Origin of the sequence: Streptomyces reniochalinae, assembly GCF_003323735.1 — a bacterium.
GTDB lineage: Bacteria > Actinomycetota > Actinomycetes > Streptomycetales > Streptomycetaceae > Streptomyces > Streptomyces reniochalinae.
Window position 1 is genome coordinate 64,726 of the sequence record NZ_QOIM01000020.1, and the last position, 17,231, is coordinate 81,956.

Here is a 17,231-nt window from a genome sequence, read left to right on the forward strand (position 1 = left end):
CGGGGGCCTGGTCCCAGGAGGACGGGCCCCGGGAAGCCGGCCCGAGGGGAGCCGATCCCAGGGGAACGGCCCCCGGGGGCTGACGCCCGGGGGAACCGGGCGGCTGCTCAGCAGTACGGCGCCTGCCCCGTGAGGGACGCCGCCACCTGCTGGAAGACCCCGAAGAGCCGGAAGAGGCCGGGCAGCCGGCCCCGCACCAGGACCGTACGGTCGTCCGTCCGCGTCACCCCGGGTACACCCTCCAACTGCTGGGCCACGGAGGCCGACTGCCAGCGCACGGACAGGGCGTGCTCCGTCATGTCGGGCTCTTTGCGCGTACGGGACGCGGCGTCGCGCACCCCCTCAGCGGTCGCCTCCTCGATGGCGGCCCGCGCCTCCTGCGCCGGGCGCAACCGTGCGGCGAAGCGGTCGCGGGCGTACTTCACCGGCGCCGTGCGCACCCGCGCGTCCCACTCCTTCACCTCCTCGCACGCCACGTCGCAGCCCGAGAGCGCCACCACGGGCACACCGATCGCGGTGGCCGTCGCGTACGAGAAGCCGATCTCCCCCATCGCACGGGTCTCGTCGAGCCACATGTCCTCGATCTCGTGCCCCATGTAGCTGTGGCTCAGCACCCCCAGCGAGCCCGCCCGCGCGTGGTAGCCGACGCACACGACGGCGTCGAACGAGGCGTCCAGGTCCTGGACCATCCCCATCGGCTTCGGCTTGCCGCGTACCAGGGAGGCCGCGGGGTGCAGGTCCTCCACGAGCAGGTTCCGCATCGTGCTGTGCGTGTCGTTGACGACGACCTCGCCCGCACCGCCGGCCAGTGCGCCGCGCACGGCCGCGTTGACGTCCTGCGTCATCATCACGCGCCCCCGCTCGTAGTCGCGGCCGCCCATCTGTACGTCGTCGGCGCCCACCAGACCGGTCACGCCTTCCATGTCGGCGCTGACGTACACCCTCATGTCCCGCGTCTCAGCCATCCGCCGAGTCTCGCAGCACGGCCGCGCCCGCCGCGGGCGCACCCGCGCATCCGGCGCAGGCCGCGCGAGAATGCGGCCATGCGGACGCACCCCCTGCACCCTGTATCCGTCCCCCTGCTCCTCTTCGACGGGGACTGCGGCTTCTGCACCACTGCGGTGCGCTTCGGCGAACGGTGGGTACGGCCCCGCTGCGCCGGCCTGCCGTGGCAGCGCGCCGAGCCGGCCGGACTCGCCGCGCTCGGCGTCACCCCGGCACGCGCCGCACACGAGGTGCTGTGGGTGACACCCTCCGGGGCGGTGCACGGGGGCGCACAGGCCGTCGCGAAAGCCCTGCTGAGCGCGGGCGGCGCGTGGCCGGTGGCGGGCGCCCTGCTGACACTGCCGCCGTTTCGGTGGGCCGCGGCCGGCCTCTACCGCCTCGTCGCCGCGAACCGGCACCGACTGCCCGGCGGCACCGCCGCCTGCGCGGCGCCCGGGACGGGCCGTGCGCCCACCCGCCACGCCCCACCGGACGTCTCGTGAACCGTCGCTAGGCTCACCCTCCATGACGACACCCACACCGACACCGCAGCCGGCTTCGCGTTCGGAACCACGGCCGAACGCGAAGCCCGAACCGCGTCCTGCATCACGGCCTGCATCACGGCCTGCATCACGGCCTGAACCGGCGCTACGGGCCACCGAGTGGGACGGAACGGCCTGGGACGATCCCTCCGAGGACCAACTCCACGATTTGCTGGCCGACATGAACCTGCGGTTCCGGTTCGTCGTCGTCGAGCGGCTCGGAAAGGAACCAGCAGGCCACCACTACATGCAGGTCCACCTCAACGACGACTTCAGCTACCAGGTGGAGTACCGCGAGGGCGGCCCCGAACACCACTTCCAGGCCCACGTACCCGCCCAGCCGGAGATGCTCCGCCCCCAGCCGGTGGCCGACGTCCTCCAGGCGTGGGCGTTCGAGAGGCCCGGCTGGCGAGAGGCCCTCGACTGGACCCCGTGGAACGGCTCCCCTGACTGAGCACCCGGCCGACGCGGGAGTCGGCCCCCGGTCGGCTGCCGAGCGGCCCACGGCCGCCCCGACGGCCTCAGTTGACGGACTGGATCTCCTGGACGGTGACGTTCTGCGTGTTGCCGAACCGGCCGTCCGGCAAATCGTCGTCACCGGCACCGCCGGTGCCCTCCCAGGAGGCGTCCCACGTCAGCGTCGCCTTCAACGGGTAGCCGCCACCGTCCTGCGTCGCCCGCAGATACGTCACCCCGCACGGGGGCGTCTTCTTCCCCGAACCCTTCTCGTACGGGCTCCCGATCCCACCGTCCTCACTCACCGGGCACTCCCCCGAACCAGGATGCAGCCTCGCGTCCTCCGTCCCCGCGGACAGCGCCAGCGACTTCGGCTTCACCGTCGTCGTCGCCGAAATCTCCACGCCCCCACCGAGATCGACGGACGCCGTCACCGACAACGGCCTGTACGTGCCCTTGTCCAGCCACACCCACGTCGGCAGATTCACCGTCTGCCGGTCCTTCGGATTCAGCTCCACCTCGGTACCCGGAACCTGGATCCGCTCGTACGCCAGGGCAGACAGAATCTTCGGGCTGATCGCGTTCTCCACATCCGGCTGCTCACCGTTCTTCACCCAGAACGGCAACTCCGTACACGACTGCGCCTTCGCTGCGTCCGGCTCATCCGGATTCGGCACCCCAGCCCAAAAACTCCCCTCCCCCTGCTTGTCCAGATTGAAGTCCTTGTACTTTCCCTCTGTGTAACGATCCCAGATCGCCGAATCCGTCTCCTGCTTGTTCCCTCCATTGTCCGGCGCCCGGCCCGTCACCGAGAACGGAGAGTCCTCGATCTTCGCTTTCAATTCCTTGGGCGTGTAGGTAGGCGCGTACCAGCACGGTGGCGGTGCCCAGTTGCTCCCCGCCGGCACGGACAGGTTGCCGCCCCCACCGGAACTCTCGGCCGAGCCAGCGCCTGAGTAACTGACGACTCTCTTGCCTGACGCCGCCGCTGAAGCCTGCTTGTCGGTGAACCCCGCGCCAACGTCCAGGTACGGCTCGTCTCTCGCCTGCGACGCGGGTATTCCCAGAGCGAGGAACGCCAGGCAGGCTCCCGTGATCACGGAGACTCTCGGACTCAGCCTTTGCATTTCGCAACCGCCTCCCCCTCGAACAAGAATGTCCGCGCCTGCCATACCTGCTGCTTCTGCTTCGGCTTCTGCATGACGAGCGTCAGGCGGGTGTAGTCCTTGTCGCTCGCTTCGGTACGGCGAACCTTACCGGTCTTGATTTCCTTACTGAAGAAGTCGGACTGATCAACACAGAAGGCCACTTCGACCAGGTTCCCCTTGACCGTTTCCCCGACCTCCTCGTTGTAAATGCGCTCCTTGCCGGTCACCGTGAACCCCTCCTTCACGTCCGCCTTGATTTTCGCAGTGGCGAACTCCGCAGCCGTCTGCAAGGGGATCGTGTGCCGCAGAAGAACGGGGTCCTTGGGGTCCTGTTTTACGGTACCGTGGTTAAGCGCCCGCATATAGTCCGCAGCCCCGTCAAGGGCAGCGGCCTTATTCTCGTCAGCCGGCTTCTCCCAATCGAAGACCATGTCGATGTCGTCGGGAAGCTCGATGTCGGAGGTGCGGAAGTCCGCGGCATCGTCCTCGGCGGGGGCGTCGCTCTTGCTCGGGCTCGCGGACTTGTCCGCCGAACCCCCGGCCCCGTCGATCTTGTCGTCCTTGGAACCGTCATCCCCTCCCCCACACCCGGCGAGCAGGAACACTGCGGCGGCGGTGGCGGCGGCCAACGGGTGGACAGGACGGGCGAGTCGCACGGCGGGCTCCTGAGCGTCAAGTGACTGTCGTGAACCTGACGGTAGCAAGCGTGAGCAGCTGATCGCTCGGCGTATGCGCACACCCTCAGCTCCGGTTGCCGTACCAGCTGCGCTGATTCACCTCGCGCAGCCGCGCCCTCAGCTCCCGTGCCCGCTGGGACAGCACCAACTTCCCTGGTCGCCGTTCTGACGGCATGCTGAGCACGACCGCCGCTGACCCGGATCTCGGATACGGTCCCCGCTCCCGGTCCGTCTGCGACGGCGTACTTCCAGGTTGGTAAGCGCAACGGGGCGCCGGCGCCGGGGAGGCTGTTTTCCGCCAGCAGCCGCATGGTCTGGGGCAAGGCAGAAAGAACGGGCGTGCCGGTGACCCGGGCGCCGGGCCATCCCGAGGTGAAGACCGTGTACTGTCGCGCGGCCGTGTCGGCCGGGTGATCACGCTCCGCCGGTGCCGGGCGACCGGAGGCCGTCGAGCGCGGTGTCCAGGATCGGCCCGATGTACTCGTCCTCCCCGTTGATCGTGGCGACGGCGAGGACCAGGTCGAGAACCTGCTCGATCGACAGGTCAGTGCGCACTTGGCGCGCCGCCTGCGCAGCCGCCAACAAGGGTCGGCCGGCGTCCAGTACGCGGTCGCGGCCGCCGAAGACGGGGTCGGAGACGTCGGTGTGCTTGAGGAGTTCCGCGGCGAGGCGGTGCTTGCTGGACAGGAACGCCGCGAACCGGTGCAGCCAGACCGTAAGAGCGGCGACGGGCGACTCACCCTCTCCAGCGGTGGCCGCCACGCAGAGACCGTCGACCTCGTCGGTGAACAACGTCTCCAGCAGCTCCCGGCGCCCGGGGAAGTTTCGGTAGAGCGTGGCCATGCCGACCCCGGCCCGCCGCGCGACCTCGGCCATGGACACCCCGTCCAACGCCTCGTCGACGAACGCCGTCCGCGCTGCGGCCAGGATTTTCGCCCGGTTCCGTTCGGCGTCCGAACGCCTCCTGGCCGCCGGCTCCTCGTCACCCATCTTCACCACTGTAGTGGACAGCCTGTCCGGTACGCGCTACCTTGAAGTGGATAGGCTATCCGCTTTGTCTCGCGAACGTGCGCAAAGGAGTCACCCGATGGCACACAAACGCATCGCATTGATCACGGGCGCCAATCAGGGCGTGGGATTCCAGGTGGCGAAGGAGCTGGCGGCGGACGGCGTAACCGTCGTCGTCGGCGCACGCGACTTCGGGAAAGGGAAGGCCGCGGCGGAGGAGATCGGAGAGCGGTCGATGCCGGTACAACTCGATGTGACCAGTCAGCCCTCGATCGACAATGCCGCCGAGCGCATTCGCTCGGAGTTCGGCCGGCTCGATCTCTTGGTGAACAACGCGGCAATCTCGCGTGCCACCCGGAACGAGGTTGCGCTGGAAGACTACATGGCGCATTACGCCGCCAGCAATATCCCCTTGGGGGAGATGCGGACGATCTGGGAAACCAACGCTTTCGGACCGCTGGCTGTCTACCAAGCCATGCTTCCGCTGCTGCTCCTTTCTTCAGATGCCCGCATCGTGAATGTCGGAAGTGGCGCAGGTTCGCTGACGCTCAACGCCGATCCTTCACTTCCGGAGCGGAAGATGTTCAGCCCCGGTTATGCCGGCTCGAAGGCCGCACTCAGCATCATGGCCTTGTCCATGATGGTCGAACACGGGGAAGACGGCATCAAGGTGAACCTTGTTTCACCCGAGTTCACCAGCACGGCTTTGAACAACTATCAGGGTTCCGCGACACTGGAGGAGGGATCCCGGGAGGTCGTGCGCGTAGCGAAGTTCGGGCCGAACGATCCGTCAGGCACTTACACGCGCTGGGAAAATCAGAGCATCCCGTGGTGAGCCGGATTCCTGGGGCGACCCTCCGGACGCCCGTGTTCGAGCCCGCGTTCCCCGGCCTGACCCCGACCTGAGCCGGGCAGCCCCGGCGTCCCCGGCGCCGCCCGGTTCGTCGGCGACGGGGCCGCCGGTGAAGACCCGTGGACAGGACGCCTCGTGACGGCACGAGCCAGCTGACGGACACGACGCTAGTTGACGGACTGGATCTCCTGGACGGTGACGTCCCGCGCGCCGCTGAACTCGCCGTCCGGCAGCGCGTTGTCGCTCTCGCCGCCGCTGCCCTTCCACGACGCCTCCCAGGTGAGGGTCGCCCTGAGCGGATACCCGGCGCCGTTCCGCGTCGCCCGCTGATACGTCATCCCGCACGGCGGCATCTTCTCCGCGTCACCCTTCGAGTACGGCGTGCCGACCCCACCGTCTGCATTTGCGGCACACTCACCGGACTCCGGGTGCAACACAGACTCCTCCGTACCCGGAGACAGGTGGAGCGAGCCCGGCTTCACCGTCGTCGTCGCAGAGATCGACTCACCCCCGCCCAGATCGACGGAAGCCGTGACCGACAGCGGCTTGTACCTGCCCTCGTCCAGCCACACCCAGGTGGGCAGATTCACCGTCTGGCGGTTTTTCGGATTCAGCTCGACCTCCGTCTCAGGAACGATGATCCGCGCATAGGCGAGCTTGGAAAGGATCTGCGGACTGATCGCATTCTCCACATCCGGGCGCTCACCGTTCTTCACCCAGAACGGCAGCTTCGTACACGACTCCCGCTTCGCCGCATCCGGCTCACCCGGATTCGGCACCGCAGCCCAGAACTTCCCCTTCCCCTCCTTCTTGAGGTTGAAGTTCTTGTAGTCCCCCTCCTCGTACAAGTGTCGGATGTCCTGATCGACCTCTTGCTTGAGCTTCCCGTTGTTCGGCTGACGCCCCGTAAGGGAGTACGGCGAATCGTCAACCTTCGCCTTGAGCTCCTTGGGCGTGTAAGTGGGTGCGTACCAGCATGGAGGCGGTGCCCAGTTCCCCGTGGGAACGGAGAGGTTGCCGCCACCGGAGCCGTCGCCGCCCCCCGAGTAGGTCACCGTCCGCTTCCCCTGGGCCGCAGCGGTGGCCTCGCCGTTATCGAAGTCGCCGCCCTTCTCGAAGGCGGAGGTTTTCTCGCGCCTTTCGTCATCCGCCAGCGCGAGCGGGGCACTGCCGAGGAGTGACAGCAAGCAGAGACCAGTTACGAAGGTCAGTCTTTGCACTGTTTCACCGCCTTGTCCTCGTACTCGAAAGACCGCGCCTTCCACGGGGAGGACGACTTCTTGGGCTTTTGCATGACCAGCGTGTAACGCATGTAACTCGATGCGCTTTCTTCGGTGCGCAGAACCTTTCCGCTCTTGATCTCCTTGGCGAAGAAATCGGACTGGTCCACGCAGAAGGAGACCTCGGCAAGCCGCCCATCGACGACATCGCCGACTTTTTCGCGGTAGTAGTGGTCTTTCCCGGTGACCGTGACATCGTCCTTGACGTGTGCCTTGATCAACACCGCTGCGTACTCACCAGCGGTCTGCAAGGGCACCACGTGCCGCACCACCACCGGGTCGTCCGGGTCCTGCTTCGCCGTGCCGTGGATCAACGCCCGCATGTAGTCCGCCGCACCGTCCAACGCCGCGGCCTTGTCCGGGTCGGAGGGCTGCTTCCAGTCGAAGACGAGGTCGACGTCCTCGGGTAGCACGATGTCGGACGTGCGGAAGTCGCCGGGCTTGTCCTTGGCGGAGTCGCCGCCCTTGCCCGGGGAGGGCGACGCGTCGTCCTTCGAGGAGCCCGCACCCTCGATCTTGCCGTCCTTGGACGATCCTTCCCCACCCCCACCGCATCCGGACAGCAGCAGCGCTGAGGCGACTGCGGCGGCGGCCAACGTGGCGGCGGGGCGGTTCAGTTGCACGGCGGGCTCCTGAGCGTCAGGTAACTGTCGTGAACCTGACGGTAGCAGGGAGCAACCATCCCGCCGAGCGACTTCCGCACGCAACTCCGGTGGAGCGAGGGGCCGGAAGAACCCCGGCCATGAGGATCGAGCAGGCGGAGTGGGAGCACCCGGACGGGGCCGCACTGCGGGCCCGGCAGCGGGCGGAGATCGCGGAGCGCTACGGGACACGGGAGACCGGACAGCGAGCCGGGGGTCGCGCCGTCGGCCGGGGACATCGTGGCGTTCTTCGTCGCGTACGACCACGCGGAGGAGAGGGACGAAAAGGAGAGAACGGCCGTGGGATGCGGAGGTCTCCGCCTCCTCGGCGACGGGGTCGGCGAGGTCAAGCGGATGTACGTCGAGCCCGGTCGGCGCGGTACCGGTGTGGCCGGTCGTGTGCTGCGGACCCTGGAGGAGTGGGCCGCGGCGCGGGACTGGACCGAGCTGCGGCTGGAGACCGGTGACGCCCAGCCGGACGCCGTCCGCTTCTGCACCCGCTCCGGGTACACCCGCATCCAGAACTTCGGCGCCTACGCGGGGCGAGACCGCTCGTGGTGCCTCGGCCGACGGCTTCCTTGAACGCGCGTCGGCCGCCCGGCCGCGTCGCCTGCCCGGCCGCCCGGCCGCCCGCTCGCCGCCGACCACCCGACGTCGAAAGGTCGCCGCCCGACGCCGAGTGGCCGCCCCCGGTCGGCCACCTCCGCAGGGCCGGAGAAGTTTCCCGAGCTCGCCGTGAACTTTTTCGCGGGGCCCGCCATCGAACTCCTCGGTACCGAAGATCGGTCTCCTCGTTCCGGGCAGCGGCGACCGGTCGCCTCCGTCCGGAACGGGCGGGATTTCCGACGTGGCGGGGGGCGCTCTCAGGGACGGGGACGCCTCCCGCCGCACTCCCTGCTGCGCTGGCCGGGGCCAGGAGCCGCTCACGCCGCGCAGCACAACACCGCGCCCCGCCCACTCCCCCCCGGGGGAGCGCGGACGAGGCGCGGTTCGCATACTGCTGCACTACGCGGGTACGGGCGCGGGCACGACACGGGTGCGCGCGGGCGCGAGGCGCGGGGCGCTCAGCGCTGAGCCGGCGCTGACAGGCCCGGAGGCTACTTCTTGCCGCCGCCCTTGCCGTCCTTGCCGCCGCCACCCTTGCCGTTGTCCCCGTTGGGGCCCATGGTCTCGTAGATCTCCTTGCACATGGGGCAGACCGGGTACTTCTTGGGGTCGCGCCCCGGGACCCAGACCTTGCCGCAGAGTGCGACGACGGGTGTGCCGTCCATCGCGCTCGCCATGATCTTGTCCTTCTGGACATAGTGGGCGAACCGTTCGTGATCGCCGTCACCGTGCGATGTCTGCGGGGTCGGTTCGACGAGTGTGCCGGTGCCCGCCCCGCGCTCGGGCTCAAGAGTGCTCATGCGGTCCAAGGGTACTCATGCGCCCGTGACACGTCAGGCATGGGCGGTGACCCGCGTCACCTCGGCGGGGCCCTTCCGCGCCGGGCGTACCGCCCGGGGAGCCGGGGCCCCGGGCCACGGGCGTGCGGTCAGTTCAGCGAGGGGTCGTCGGGGTACGTCGCGACCAGCGCCAACTCGCTGCGCTGCCGCCGCAGTACGGCCCGCCACAGCCGCTCGGGGTCGGGGGAGGAGACGTCGCCGGGCTCGGATTCGACCACGTACCACGCGCCCTCGGACAGCTCCTTCTCCAGCTGCCCGGGGCCCCAGCCCGCGTATCCGGCGAAGATCCGCAGGGAGCCCAGTTCGGCGGCGAGCAGTTCGGGTGGGGCCTCCAGGTCGACGAGGCCGATGGCGCCGTGCACCCGGCGCCATCCGAGGGGGCCGTCGGTGTCGAGCACGGCTTCCATGGCTTCCATGGAACCCGCCGCGTCCCCGGTCCCGCCGGTGTCCGGCTCGACGGCCCCGTCCCCGGTTCCGGTCCCGGTCCCGGTCCCGGATCCAGTATCGGCGGCAGCCCCAGTCCCGGACCCGGCATCGGCGGCAGTCCCGGAGCCGGACCCGGCGGTCCCGGCCGGAGCCCCTGCGGCGCCACTGGCACCGGCCGTGTCCGCCCCACGGGCGCTCCCCGCGCCCCCGGTCTCCGCGTTCCCGGCGTCCACACCCTCTCCCGCGTCCGCGCCGGAGTCCGCACCGGCACCGGTGCCGGCAGCGGCACCCGCGCCCGAGCCCGTGCCCCCACTCACATCCCCACAGGGCTCCAAGCCGCCCTCGGCAACACCGGCCCCGGCATCGGCGGCGGCGCCACGAGCGCCGCCACCACGAGCAGCGCCACCCCCGTCGCCCTCGCCATCGCCGCCCGCACCCGCCCCCGTACTCGCACCGGTACCGGTACCGGTGCGAGTACCGGTACCGGTACCGGTACCCGCGTCACCGTCGCTCCGCCCGGCTCTTCTGGAGGGGACCACGGCGACGCCGAGGGCGGCGTCGAGGGAGACGGGGCCGCCCTGGAAGACGACGCCCGGCTCGCCGGCGAGAGGAGCCCACGGCTCCAGGATGTCGCCGACGTTCACGGGGGTGGGGCGGTTGAGGACGACGCCCAGTGAGCCCGCCTCGTCGTGGTCGAGGAGGAGCACCACCGCGCGGTCGAAGTTCGGGTCGGCCAGCACCGGTGTGGCGACGAGCAGTCGCCCGGTGAGCGAGGACACCTCGGTCATACCGCAATGATCCCGCACCGGGGCCTTTCGCGGGGACCCAACGGCCGGATCGAAGGGCGTTCGGGGACTCATCGGGGGCGAAAAGGGGGCGGGGCGGGGGGCGGGGGACGTGCCGGTCGTCCCGTCGTGGCACAGTGGCCGCCCCGTCACAGACCCCTCCAGGCCCCCGTCGCGACGGGGCCGGGACACGGTGGACCACCCACCGCAACACCCGCCGCAACACGGTACGCAACCGACGTCTGACCCAGCGTGTTATTGCTTACCTGTGACAGTCGCAGGCCCCCCTCGGGCTTGGGTTCGCCCCGGACGGGGCCATTACGCTTGCCTGTTGTCCCATCCCGTCTCGCGGAATCGCGGAGATCCATGACCGACAGCCCAGCCGACGTACTCCTCGTCCACGGTGGCGCCCCGCTCGAGGGTGAGCTTCGTGTGCGGGGTGCGAAGAACCTCGTTCCCAAGGCCATGGTCGCCGCGCTGCTGGGCGGCGAACCGAGTCGCCTGCGCAACGTGCCGGACATCCGCGATGTCCGGGTCGTACGTGGCCTGCTCCAGCTGCACGGTGTCACGGTGCGTACGGGGGACGAGGACGGCGAGCTGGTGCTCGATCCGTCGCACGTGGAGAGCGCCAACGTCGCTGACATCGACGCGCACGCGGGCTCGTCCAGGATCCCGATCCTGTTCTGCGGTCCGCTGCTGCACCGGCTCGGTCACGCCTTCATTCCGGGGCTGGGCGGCTGCGACATCGGCGGGCGTCCGGTGGACTTCCACTTCGACGTGCTGCGTAAGTTCGGCGCGACGATCGAGAAGCGCGCGGACGGGCAGTACCTGGAGGCCCCGCAGCGGCTGCGCGGCACCAAGATCCGGCTGCCGTACCCCTCGGTCGGCTCGACGGAGCAGGTGCTGCTGACGGCGGTGCTGGCGGACGGCGTCACGGAGCTGTCGAACGCGGCGGTCGAGCCGGAGATCGAGGACCTGATCTGCGTTCTTCAGAAGATGGGCGCGATCATCTCAATGGACACAGACCGTACGATCCGCATCACGGGTGTGGACAAGCTGGGCGGTTACACGCACCGCGCTCTGCCGGACCGTCTGGAGGCGGCCTCGTGGGCGAGCGCGGCGCTGGCGACCGAGGGCAGCGTGTTCGTACGCGGCGCCGAGCAGCGCTCGATGATCACCTTCCTCAACACCTACCGCAAGGTCGGTGGCGCCTTCGAGATCGGTGACGAGGGCATCCGCTTCTGGCATCCGGGCGGCCCGCTGAACGCCATCGCGCTGGAGACGGACGTCCACCCCGGTTTCCAGACGGACTGGCAGCAGCCGCTGGTGGTCGCGCTGACGCAGGCGTCGGGGCTGTCGATCGTGCACGAGACGGTGTACGAGTCGCGTCTTGGCTTCACCTCCGCGCTCAACCAGATGGGCGCGCACATCCAGCTCTACCGCGAGTGCCTGGGCGGCATGCCCTGCCGTTTCGGGCAGCGCAACTTCCTGCACTCGGCGGTGGTGTCGGGGCCCACGAAGCTCCAGGGCACCGATCTGATCATCCCGGACCTGCGGGGCGGCTTCTCGTATCTGATCGCCGCGCTGGCCGCGCAGGGCACCTCGCGGGTGCACGGCATCGACCTGATCAACCGCGGTTACGAGAACTTCCAGCAGAAGCTGGCGGATCTGGGCGCCAAGTTCGAGCACCCGTGACCTGCTGACCGCACGCGGGCCCGCTCCCTCCCCGGGAGCGGGCCCGCGTGCGCGTGGCCTGCGGTCAGCCCGCCGTGAGCGGGTAGTGGTCCGAGAGGTTGTCGTAGGTGTACTTCTTGCCCCAGCTCGTCACCGTCCAGGGCTCCGTCTGCTCCTTGACCACGTGGTTCGTCCAGTTGTCAGGGCGGGCGTGGCCGCGGCGGTGCAGGACGTGGTCGAGGTCCTCGGAGGGGTCGTCGGGGTAGCGGTCGGCGGCGAGGGAGTTCTCCTTCGTGTCGAAGGAGTACGGGTGCCCGGTGCGCGCGTCGGGAGGTACGAGACCGGCGTCGGAGAGCATCGAGGCGTACTCGTCGCCGTGGCGGTCGACGTTCAGGTCACCGGCGACGACGACCTGTTCGTCTGCCGGAATGTGCCGGGCGTCCACAAAGGCGTCGATCTCCTTGAACTGCCCCGCGCGGACGGAGACGTCCTCGCCGCTGCCGCACGCGGAGTCGGTGGCCTGGGTGTGGGTGCCGACGACGTGCACCCTGGTGCCGCGCACGTCCAGCACCGCGTAGAGGAAGCCCTTGTTGGAGAAGGCGTCGGACCCGCAGCCGTCGGTGAAGATGTGCTGTTCCTTGTGCAGGACGGGCCACTTGCTGAGCAGGGTGACGCCGCCGTCCTCGGGGGCGACACCGGAGTACTCCCCGCTGGTGGCGTCCCATCCGCTCGTGCTGCGGCCCACCACCGGGGTCTGGTACGGGTAGCGGTCGGCGGCGTTCTTCTTCAGAGCGTCGGAGGCGGAGTTGTCGAACATCTCCTCCAGGACGACCACGTCCTGGCCCTGGAAGAAGTCCGCCTTCTCGATGGTCTCGGCCCGGTGGTCCTGGCCCCAGTTGGGGTAGAGGTTCTTGCTGAACAGGAAGGTGTTGTAGTTGAGCACCTTCAGCCGCGGGGTGCCGGAGGAGGGGTCGGCGGCCGCTGCCGGGGTGGCCGCGCCGAGCGCGGCGGTGACGGCCAGGACGACGGTTCCCAGGGCGGCGCGCGACGGACGGCGGGGCCTGTTCACGCGGTCTCCTTCACGAGTACGGAATGTCACGCGGTCTCCTGCACCGGGGCGGGAGGCCACGCGGTCCTCTCCACGAGGACGGGGTGGTCGTGCGGGACGAGCGTGCACCGGGACCCCGGGGTGAGGGAGCCGGCCTCCCAGCTGGGCAGGTCGGCCTTGGCCTCGGCGCCGGATGCGGTGGTCAGGTGGAGGCGGGTGGTGCCGCCGAGGAACGTGGCGACGCGCACGGTCGCCGTCTCGCCGGGGCCCGCGCCCTCAGCAGTGACCGCCGCGCCCGGCTTCCCGGCCTCCTCGGCGCCGACCCGCAGGCTCTCGGGCCGCAGCAGGACCTCGACCGCGTGGCCGGCGTCCGGGCAGTCGCCGTGGACGGGCAGCCGCCGCCCCAGCACCTCGACGGTGCCGTCCTCCCGCATGACGCCTGGTAGCCGGTTCATGGTGCCGACGAACTCGGCGACGAACGGCGTGGCGGGGCGCTCGTACAGTTCGCTGGGGGGCGCGCACTGCTCCAGGCGGCCGTCCTTCATCACGGCGACGCGGTCGGCCATCGACAGCGCCTCCTCCTGGTCGTGGGTGACGAAGACGGTGGTGATGCCCAGCTCCAGCTGGAGGCGGCGGATCTCCTCGCGCAGTTGGAGGCGCACCTTGGCGTCGAGTGCGGACAGCGGCTCGTCCAGCAGCAGGACGCGGGGCCGGATGGCCAGTGCGCGGGCGAGGGCGACGCGCTGCTGCTGGCCGCCGGAGAGCTGGTGCGGATAGTGCTTGTCGCGTCCCGGCAGCCCGACGAGTTCCAGCAGTTCGGCGGCGCGCTCGGCGCGCTCCGCCTTGGGGGCCTTGCGGACGCGCAGCCCGTAGGCGACGTTCTCTGCGGCCGTCATGTTGGGGAAGAGGCTGTAGGACTGGAAGACCATGCCGATGTCGCGCCGGTTGGCGGGGGTGGCGGTGACGTCCTCGCCGCCCATCAGGAGTTCTCCCGCGTCGGCGGTCTCGAAGCCGGCGATGATGCGCAGTGCGGTGGTCTTGCCGCAGCCGGAGGGGCCGAGGAGGGCGACGAGTTCGCCGGGGGCGATGTCCAGGTCGAGTCCGTCGAGCGCCGTGGTGCTGCCGAAGGCGCGGCGCAGCCCGCCCAGCCGCAGGCCGACGCCGCCGGAGCGGGTCTCGGCGGCCGGCGGGCTCTTGTGCGCGGTCGTGGCGGTGGTGGTCATGCGGTGGTCTTCCTCCCCTTACGGGCCCGCCCGCCGGCGAGGTTGGTGAGCAGGAGCAGCAGGCCCCAGGTGATGAGCAGGCTGAGCATGGCGGCGGCGACGGAGAGCTGGGCCTCGTACTCGCCGACGTGGACCATCCATACGGAGAACGGCTCGAATCCGAGCACCGTGGCGACGGTGTACTCGCCCAGCACCATGGCCAGGCTGAGGACGGCGCCGCTGACGAGCGCGGGCCGCAGGTTGGGCACGACGACCCGCCGCAGGGTGGCGAGGCGGGAGGCGCCGAGGCTGCGTGAGGCCTCCACGAGGGTGGCCAGGTCCACGGCGCGCAGCCCCGCGTCCAGCGAGCGGTAGAGGAACGGCAGCGACATGACGGTGTAGACGAGGACGAGCACCAGCGGGAAGTTCTTGTTCACCAGCACCTGGAAGGTGCCCCACAGTGGCGTGTCGGCCAGGTCCTGCTGCCAGGACAAGACGGTGCTGACACCGGCGACCAGGGCGACGGGCGGCACGATGAGCGGCACCATGCACAGCACTTCGACGACCCGCCGCAGCTTGGGCAGCCGCAGGGTGACGACGACCATGGTGGGCACCATCAGCAGCAGTCCGAGGGCGACGGTGGCCAGGCCCAGCCGCAGGGAGAGGCCGAGGCTGGTGGCCATGCCGTCGTCGCCGAGGCCCTTGGTGTAGGCGTCGAGGGTGACGCCCTTGGCGGGGTCGTCGACGGTGAACCAGAGCGAGGCGGCGACGGGGACGAGGAAGTAGAGCCCGGCAAGCAGCAGTACCAGGGCGCTGCCGTACGGACGTTTCCTGCGCGCGGGGCGTGCGCGGCGCGCGGGGGTCACGGTCAGCCCAGCCATCGGTTGCTCCGTCGTTGCAGCGGGATCTGTACGGCCATGACGAGCAGCGCGATGACCACCATGTTGAGGCTCATGGCGAGGGCGAGGTTCTCCTGGCCGACGAGGACGTTGCCCGAGAGGGCGTTGGCGATCTGAATGGTGATCAGCGGTACCGAACTGCCGGTCATGACGGCGGCGGTGGCGTGCGAGGCGAAGGCGGTGCCGAACATCAAGACGGCGCCGCCCAGCAGCGAGGGCATCAGCACGGGCAGCCCCACGTGGCGCCAGAACTGGGCGCGGGTGGCGCCGCAGGAGGCGGCGGCCTCCCGCCACTGTGCGCGCACGCCGTCCAGCGCGGGCAGGATGGTGACGATCATCAGCGGCACCATGAAGTACAGGTAGGCGAGCACCAGTCCGGCGAACGTGTAGAGGCTGAAGCCGGTCGCCTTCAGGTGCAGCAGCCGCGTCACGGTGCCGGTGGTGCCGAGCGTGGCGATGAAGGCGAAGGCGAGCGGGGCGCCGCTGAAGTTGGCGAAGACGCCGGAAGCGGAGACGACGGCCTTGCGCAGCGCGCTGCGGCGCGACGCCAGCACGGCCTGGGCGATGACGGTGCCCAGCACGGTGGCCACCACGGCGCTGAGCAGGGAGAGTTTGACGCTGCCCGCGAGCCCGGTGGCGTACGCGCCGGACAGGGAGGTGCGCACGTTCTCCAGGCTGTGGTGGCTCGCGCCGGTGTCGGGGTCGATGACGGTGAACGCGTTGTAGGCCAGGGTGCAGGCCGGGAGGCCGAAGCAGACGGCCATGAAGGCGAAGAACGGCACGACGGCGGGCCAGCGCCACCGGCGGACGGCCGCGCCGCGCCGGCGTGCCGGGCGCGGGGCCGCCGGTGGTGCCGGCTCCTCGCTCGTGCGGGTGGGGGTGGGGGTCGTCACAGCCATCAGCTGACCGCCGCGCCCCAGCCCTGGCTGATGGTCTTCTGCGCCTCGGCCTCCTGCCCGGCGCTGGGGAACTTCGGCGTGCCGTCGACCTCGGGCAGCTTGGCCGCGGCCTTCTTGTCGGCGGTGCCGTCCTTCTCCATCTCCTCCAGCAGCGCGGGCCGCGAGAAGCCCTTGAGCCAGATGTTCTGGCCCTCGGGGCTGTAGAGGAACTCCAGCCACAGCCGGGCCGCGGCCGGGTGGGGCGCGTACGTGTTGACGCCCTGGTTGTAGTACTGCGAGTACTGGCCGTCCTGGGGGACGTTCACCTTCCAGTCGACGCCCTTGGACTTCAGCTCGGCTCCGTAGCCCAGGTTGAGGTAGTCCCAGTCGATGGAGATGGGCGTCTCGCCCTTCTGGATGGTCGCCTTGGTGGACTCCACGGGCACGTAGTTGCCCGCCTTCTTGAGTCTCTTGAAGAAGTCGAGGCCGGGCTGGACGTCGTCGAAGCCGCCGCCGTTCGCGAGGGCCGCGGCGATGATCGCGGAGAACGCCGAGGAGGACTCGTTCGGGTTGCCGTTGAGGGCGACCTTGTTCTTGTACTGCGGCTTGAGCAGGTCCTCGAACGTCTTCGGGCACTCCTTGACGGCCTTGGCGTCGCAGCCGATGGAGATGTAGCCGCCGTAGTTGTTCATGTAGGAGGCGTCGGGCTGCTTCTGGGAGTCGGGTATGTCCGCCCAGCCCTTGACCTTGTAGGGCGTCAGCAGCTTCTTGGACTTGGCGGCCCGCATGAAGGAGGTGCCCAGGTCCAGGGCGTCGACGGCGCGGTCTTGGCCCTTGCGCTTGGCGGCGGCGTTCAACGCGCCCTGGCTGCTGCCGCCCGGGTCCTCGTTGTGCACCTCGATGCCGTACTTCTTCTCGAACGCCTTGATCATCTCGCCGTAGTTGGCCCAGGTCGGCGCGAGGGCGTAGACGTTGAGCTCGCCCTCCTTCTTGGCCGCCTCCACCAGCTTGTCCATGCCGCCCAGGTCCGCGGCCGAGTGGGCCTTCGCCGCCTCGCTGTCGCCGCCCTGCGCCGGTGCCGAGCCGCATCCCGTGGCCACGGCGGAGAGGGTGACGGCCGCTGCCGCGGCAGCCAGCAGTCGGCTGCCACGGGGGCCTCGGCGGCTGTGATGGTGTGCCTTCACGTCTCTTACTCCCGGGGTTCGCGCCCGCCACCTGTATGGACAAGCTCGATTCATTGAGCTTGGGCAAGCTAACAGCACCCACCCGGCGGCGCAAAGCCTGG

Annotated in this window: 18 protein-coding genes and 1 pseudogene; 5 read left to right on the forward strand and 14 right to left on the reverse strand. The window is 69.7% G+C overall.

Features of this window, described 5'->3' with window-relative positions:
- Positions 1-107 precede the first annotated feature (107 nt).
- The gene (locus DQ392_RS02315) at positions 108-947 is read right to left on the reverse strand and encodes a M55 family metallopeptidase (protein ID WP_114013766.1); all 840 of its coding nucleotides are present in this window, start codon (positions 945-947) and stop codon (positions 108-110) included.
- A 96-nt stretch (positions 948-1,043) separates the two neighbouring features.
- On the opposite strand from DQ392_RS02315, the gene DQ392_RS02320 reads away from it, so the two are divergent.
- Positions 1,044-1,487, forward strand: a complete 444-nt coding sequence (locus DQ392_RS02320) for a thiol-disulfide oxidoreductase DCC family protein (protein ID WP_114013767.1) — start codon at positions 1,044-1,046, stop codon at positions 1,485-1,487.
- A gap of 220 nt (positions 1,488-1,707) precedes the next feature.
- Entirely contained in the window at positions 1,708-1,980 is a 273-nt protein-coding gene (locus DQ392_RS02325) for a hypothetical protein (RefSeq protein ID WP_114013846.1), read from the forward strand.
- Between the two features lie 67 nt (positions 1,981-2,047).
- On the opposite strand, the gene DQ392_RS02330 is transcribed toward DQ392_RS02325, so the two are convergent.
- The 3 genes from DQ392_RS02330 to DQ392_RS02340 form a co-directional block, all read right to left on the reverse strand.
- A complete protein-coding gene (locus tag DQ392_RS02330; protein ID WP_245981085.1) occupies positions 2,048-3,082 on the reverse strand; it encodes a hypothetical protein in 1,035 nt (344 codons plus the stop codon).
- A gap of 14 nt (positions 3,083-3,096) precedes the next feature.
- Positions 3,097-3,786 carry a hypothetical protein gene (locus DQ392_RS02335; RefSeq protein WP_114013769.1) on the reverse strand — a complete coding sequence of 230 codons (690 nt, stop codon included), beginning with the start codon at positions 3,784-3,786 and terminating at the stop codon, positions 3,097-3,099.
- A gap of 435 nt (positions 3,787-4,221) precedes the next feature.
- Entirely contained in the window at positions 4,222-4,797 is a 576-nt protein-coding gene (locus DQ392_RS02340; RefSeq protein ID WP_114013847.1) for a TetR/AcrR family transcriptional regulator, read from the reverse strand.
- A 97-nt stretch (positions 4,798-4,894) separates the two neighbouring features.
- Between DQ392_RS02340 and DQ392_RS02345 the strand changes: the two genes are divergently transcribed.
- Positions 4,895-5,650, forward strand: coding sequence for an SDR family NAD(P)-dependent oxidoreductase (locus DQ392_RS02345; protein WP_114013770.1), 756 nt, complete (start codon positions 4,895-4,897; stop codon positions 5,648-5,650).
- A gap of 185 nt (positions 5,651-5,835) precedes the next feature.
- Here the strand turns inward: DQ392_RS02345 and DQ392_RS02350 are convergent, their stop codons facing one another.
- Positions 5,836-6,888 carry a hypothetical protein gene (locus tag DQ392_RS02350; protein WP_245981086.1) on the reverse strand — a complete coding sequence of 351 codons (1,053 nt, stop codon included), beginning with the start codon at positions 6,886-6,888 and terminating at the stop codon, positions 5,836-5,838.
- Complete coding sequence (locus DQ392_RS02355) at positions 6,876-7,571, reverse strand: hypothetical protein (RefSeq protein WP_114013771.1); 696 nt, start codon at positions 7,569-7,571, stop codon at positions 6,876-6,878. Before DQ392_RS02355 ends, DQ392_RS02350 begins: the two co-directional genes overlap by 13 nt.
- A gap of 258 nt (positions 7,572-7,829) precedes the next feature.
- Between DQ392_RS02355 and DQ392_RS02360 the strand changes: the two genes are divergently transcribed.
- Positions 7,830-8,171, forward strand: a complete 342-nt coding sequence (locus tag DQ392_RS02360; protein WP_245981087.1) for a GNAT family N-acetyltransferase — start codon at positions 7,830-7,832, stop codon at positions 8,169-8,171.
- A gap of 515 nt (positions 8,172-8,686) precedes the next feature.
- Here the strand turns inward: DQ392_RS02360 and DQ392_RS02365 are convergent.
- From DQ392_RS02365 to DQ392_RS34990, 3 genes and pseudogenes are all read right to left on the reverse strand, one after another.
- Positions 8,687-8,995, reverse strand: a complete 309-nt coding sequence (locus DQ392_RS02365) for a DUF3039 domain-containing protein (RefSeq protein ID WP_114013772.1) — start codon at positions 8,993-8,995, stop codon at positions 8,687-8,689.
- A 128-nt stretch (positions 8,996-9,123) separates the two neighbouring features.
- Entirely contained in the window at positions 9,124-9,693 is a 570-nt protein-coding gene (locus DQ392_RS36120; RefSeq protein WP_425470465.1) for a YqgE/AlgH family protein, read from the reverse strand.
- A 293-nt stretch (positions 9,694-9,986) separates the two neighbouring features.
- Positions 9,987-10,248, reverse strand: a pseudogene (locus tag DQ392_RS34990) (YqgE/AlgH family protein); the annotation flags it as partial.
- A gap of 363 nt (positions 10,249-10,611) precedes the next feature.
- On the opposite strand from DQ392_RS34990, the gene murA reads away from it, so the two are divergent.
- Positions 10,612-11,940, forward strand: a complete 1,329-nt coding sequence (gene murA, locus DQ392_RS02375) for a UDP-N-acetylglucosamine 1-carboxyvinyltransferase (RefSeq protein WP_114013774.1) — start codon at positions 10,612-10,614, stop codon at positions 11,938-11,940.
- Positions 11,941-12,004: 64 nt separating this feature from the next.
- Here murA and sph read toward each other — a convergent pair whose 3' ends face one another.
- From sph to DQ392_RS02400, 5 genes are read right to left on the reverse strand one after another with little or no spacing between them, the layout of a single operon-like run.
- Positions 12,005-12,988, reverse strand: coding sequence for a sphingomyelin phosphodiesterase (sph, locus tag DQ392_RS02380; protein WP_114013775.1), 984 nt, complete (start codon positions 12,986-12,988; stop codon positions 12,005-12,007).
- Positions 12,989-13,014: 26 nt separating this feature from the next.
- On the reverse strand, positions 13,015-14,190 hold the full coding sequence (locus DQ392_RS02385) for an ABC transporter ATP-binding protein (protein ID WP_114013776.1): 1,176 nt from the start codon (positions 14,188-14,190) through the stop codon (positions 13,015-13,017).
- Positions 14,187-15,050 (reverse strand): ABC transporter permease, encoded by an 864-nt coding sequence (locus DQ392_RS02390; RefSeq protein ID WP_114013777.1) that lies wholly within the window; start codon positions 15,048-15,050, stop codon positions 14,187-14,189. Before DQ392_RS02390 ends, DQ392_RS02385 begins: the two co-directional genes overlap by 4 nt.
- Positions 15,038-15,967 carry an ABC transporter permease gene (locus tag DQ392_RS02395; protein ID WP_114013778.1) on the reverse strand — a complete coding sequence of 310 codons (930 nt, stop codon included), beginning with the start codon at positions 15,965-15,967 and terminating at the stop codon, positions 15,038-15,040. The genes DQ392_RS02390 and DQ392_RS02395 overlap by 13 nt, the downstream gene beginning before the upstream one ends.
- Positions 15,967-17,130, reverse strand: coding sequence for an ABC transporter substrate-binding protein (locus DQ392_RS02400; RefSeq protein ID WP_245981088.1), 1,164 nt, complete (start codon positions 17,128-17,130; stop codon positions 15,967-15,969). The genes DQ392_RS02395 and DQ392_RS02400 overlap by 1 nt, the downstream gene beginning before the upstream one ends.
- Positions 17,131-17,231 lie beyond the last annotated feature (101 nt).

What these genes read in the sequence shown, in the direction of transcription:
- DQ392_RS02315 (WP_114013766.1), bottom strand. Translation starts at nt 947, where the DNA reads ATGAGGGTGTACGTCAGCGCCGACATGGAAGGCGTGACCGGTCTGGTG.
- DQ392_RS02320 (WP_114013767.1), top strand. Translation starts at nt 1,044, where the DNA reads ATGCGGACGCACCCCCTGCACCCTGTATCCGTCCCCCTGCTCCTCTTC.
- DQ392_RS02325 (WP_114013846.1), top strand. Translation starts at nt 1,708, where the DNA reads ATGAACCTGCGGTTCCGGTTCGTCGTCGTCGAGCGGCTCGGAAAGGAA.
- DQ392_RS02340 (WP_114013847.1), bottom strand. Translation starts at nt 4,797, where the DNA reads ATGGGTGACGAGGAGCCGGCGGCCAGGAGGCGTTCGGACGCCGAACGG.
- DQ392_RS02345 (WP_114013770.1), top strand. Translation starts at nt 4,895, where the DNA reads ATGGCACACAAACGCATCGCATTGATCACGGGCGCCAATCAGGGCGTG.
- DQ392_RS02365 (WP_114013772.1), bottom strand. Translation starts at nt 8,995, where the DNA reads ATGAGCACTCTTGAGCCCGAGCGCGGGGCGGGCACCGGCACACTCGTC.
- murA (WP_114013774.1), top strand. Translation starts at nt 10,612, where the DNA reads ATGACCGACAGCCCAGCCGACGTACTCCTCGTCCACGGTGGCGCCCCG.
- DQ392_RS02385 (WP_114013776.1), bottom strand. Translation starts at nt 14,190, where the DNA reads ATGACCACCACCGCCACGACCGCGCACAAGAGCCCGCCGGCCGCCGAG.
- DQ392_RS02390 (WP_114013777.1), bottom strand. Translation starts at nt 15,050, where the DNA reads ATGGCTGGGCTGACCGTGACCCCCGCGCGCCGCGCACGCCCCGCGCGC.
- DQ392_RS02395 (WP_114013778.1), bottom strand. Translation starts at nt 15,967, where the DNA reads ATGGCTGTGACGACCCCCACCCCCACCCGCACGAGCGAGGAGCCGGCA.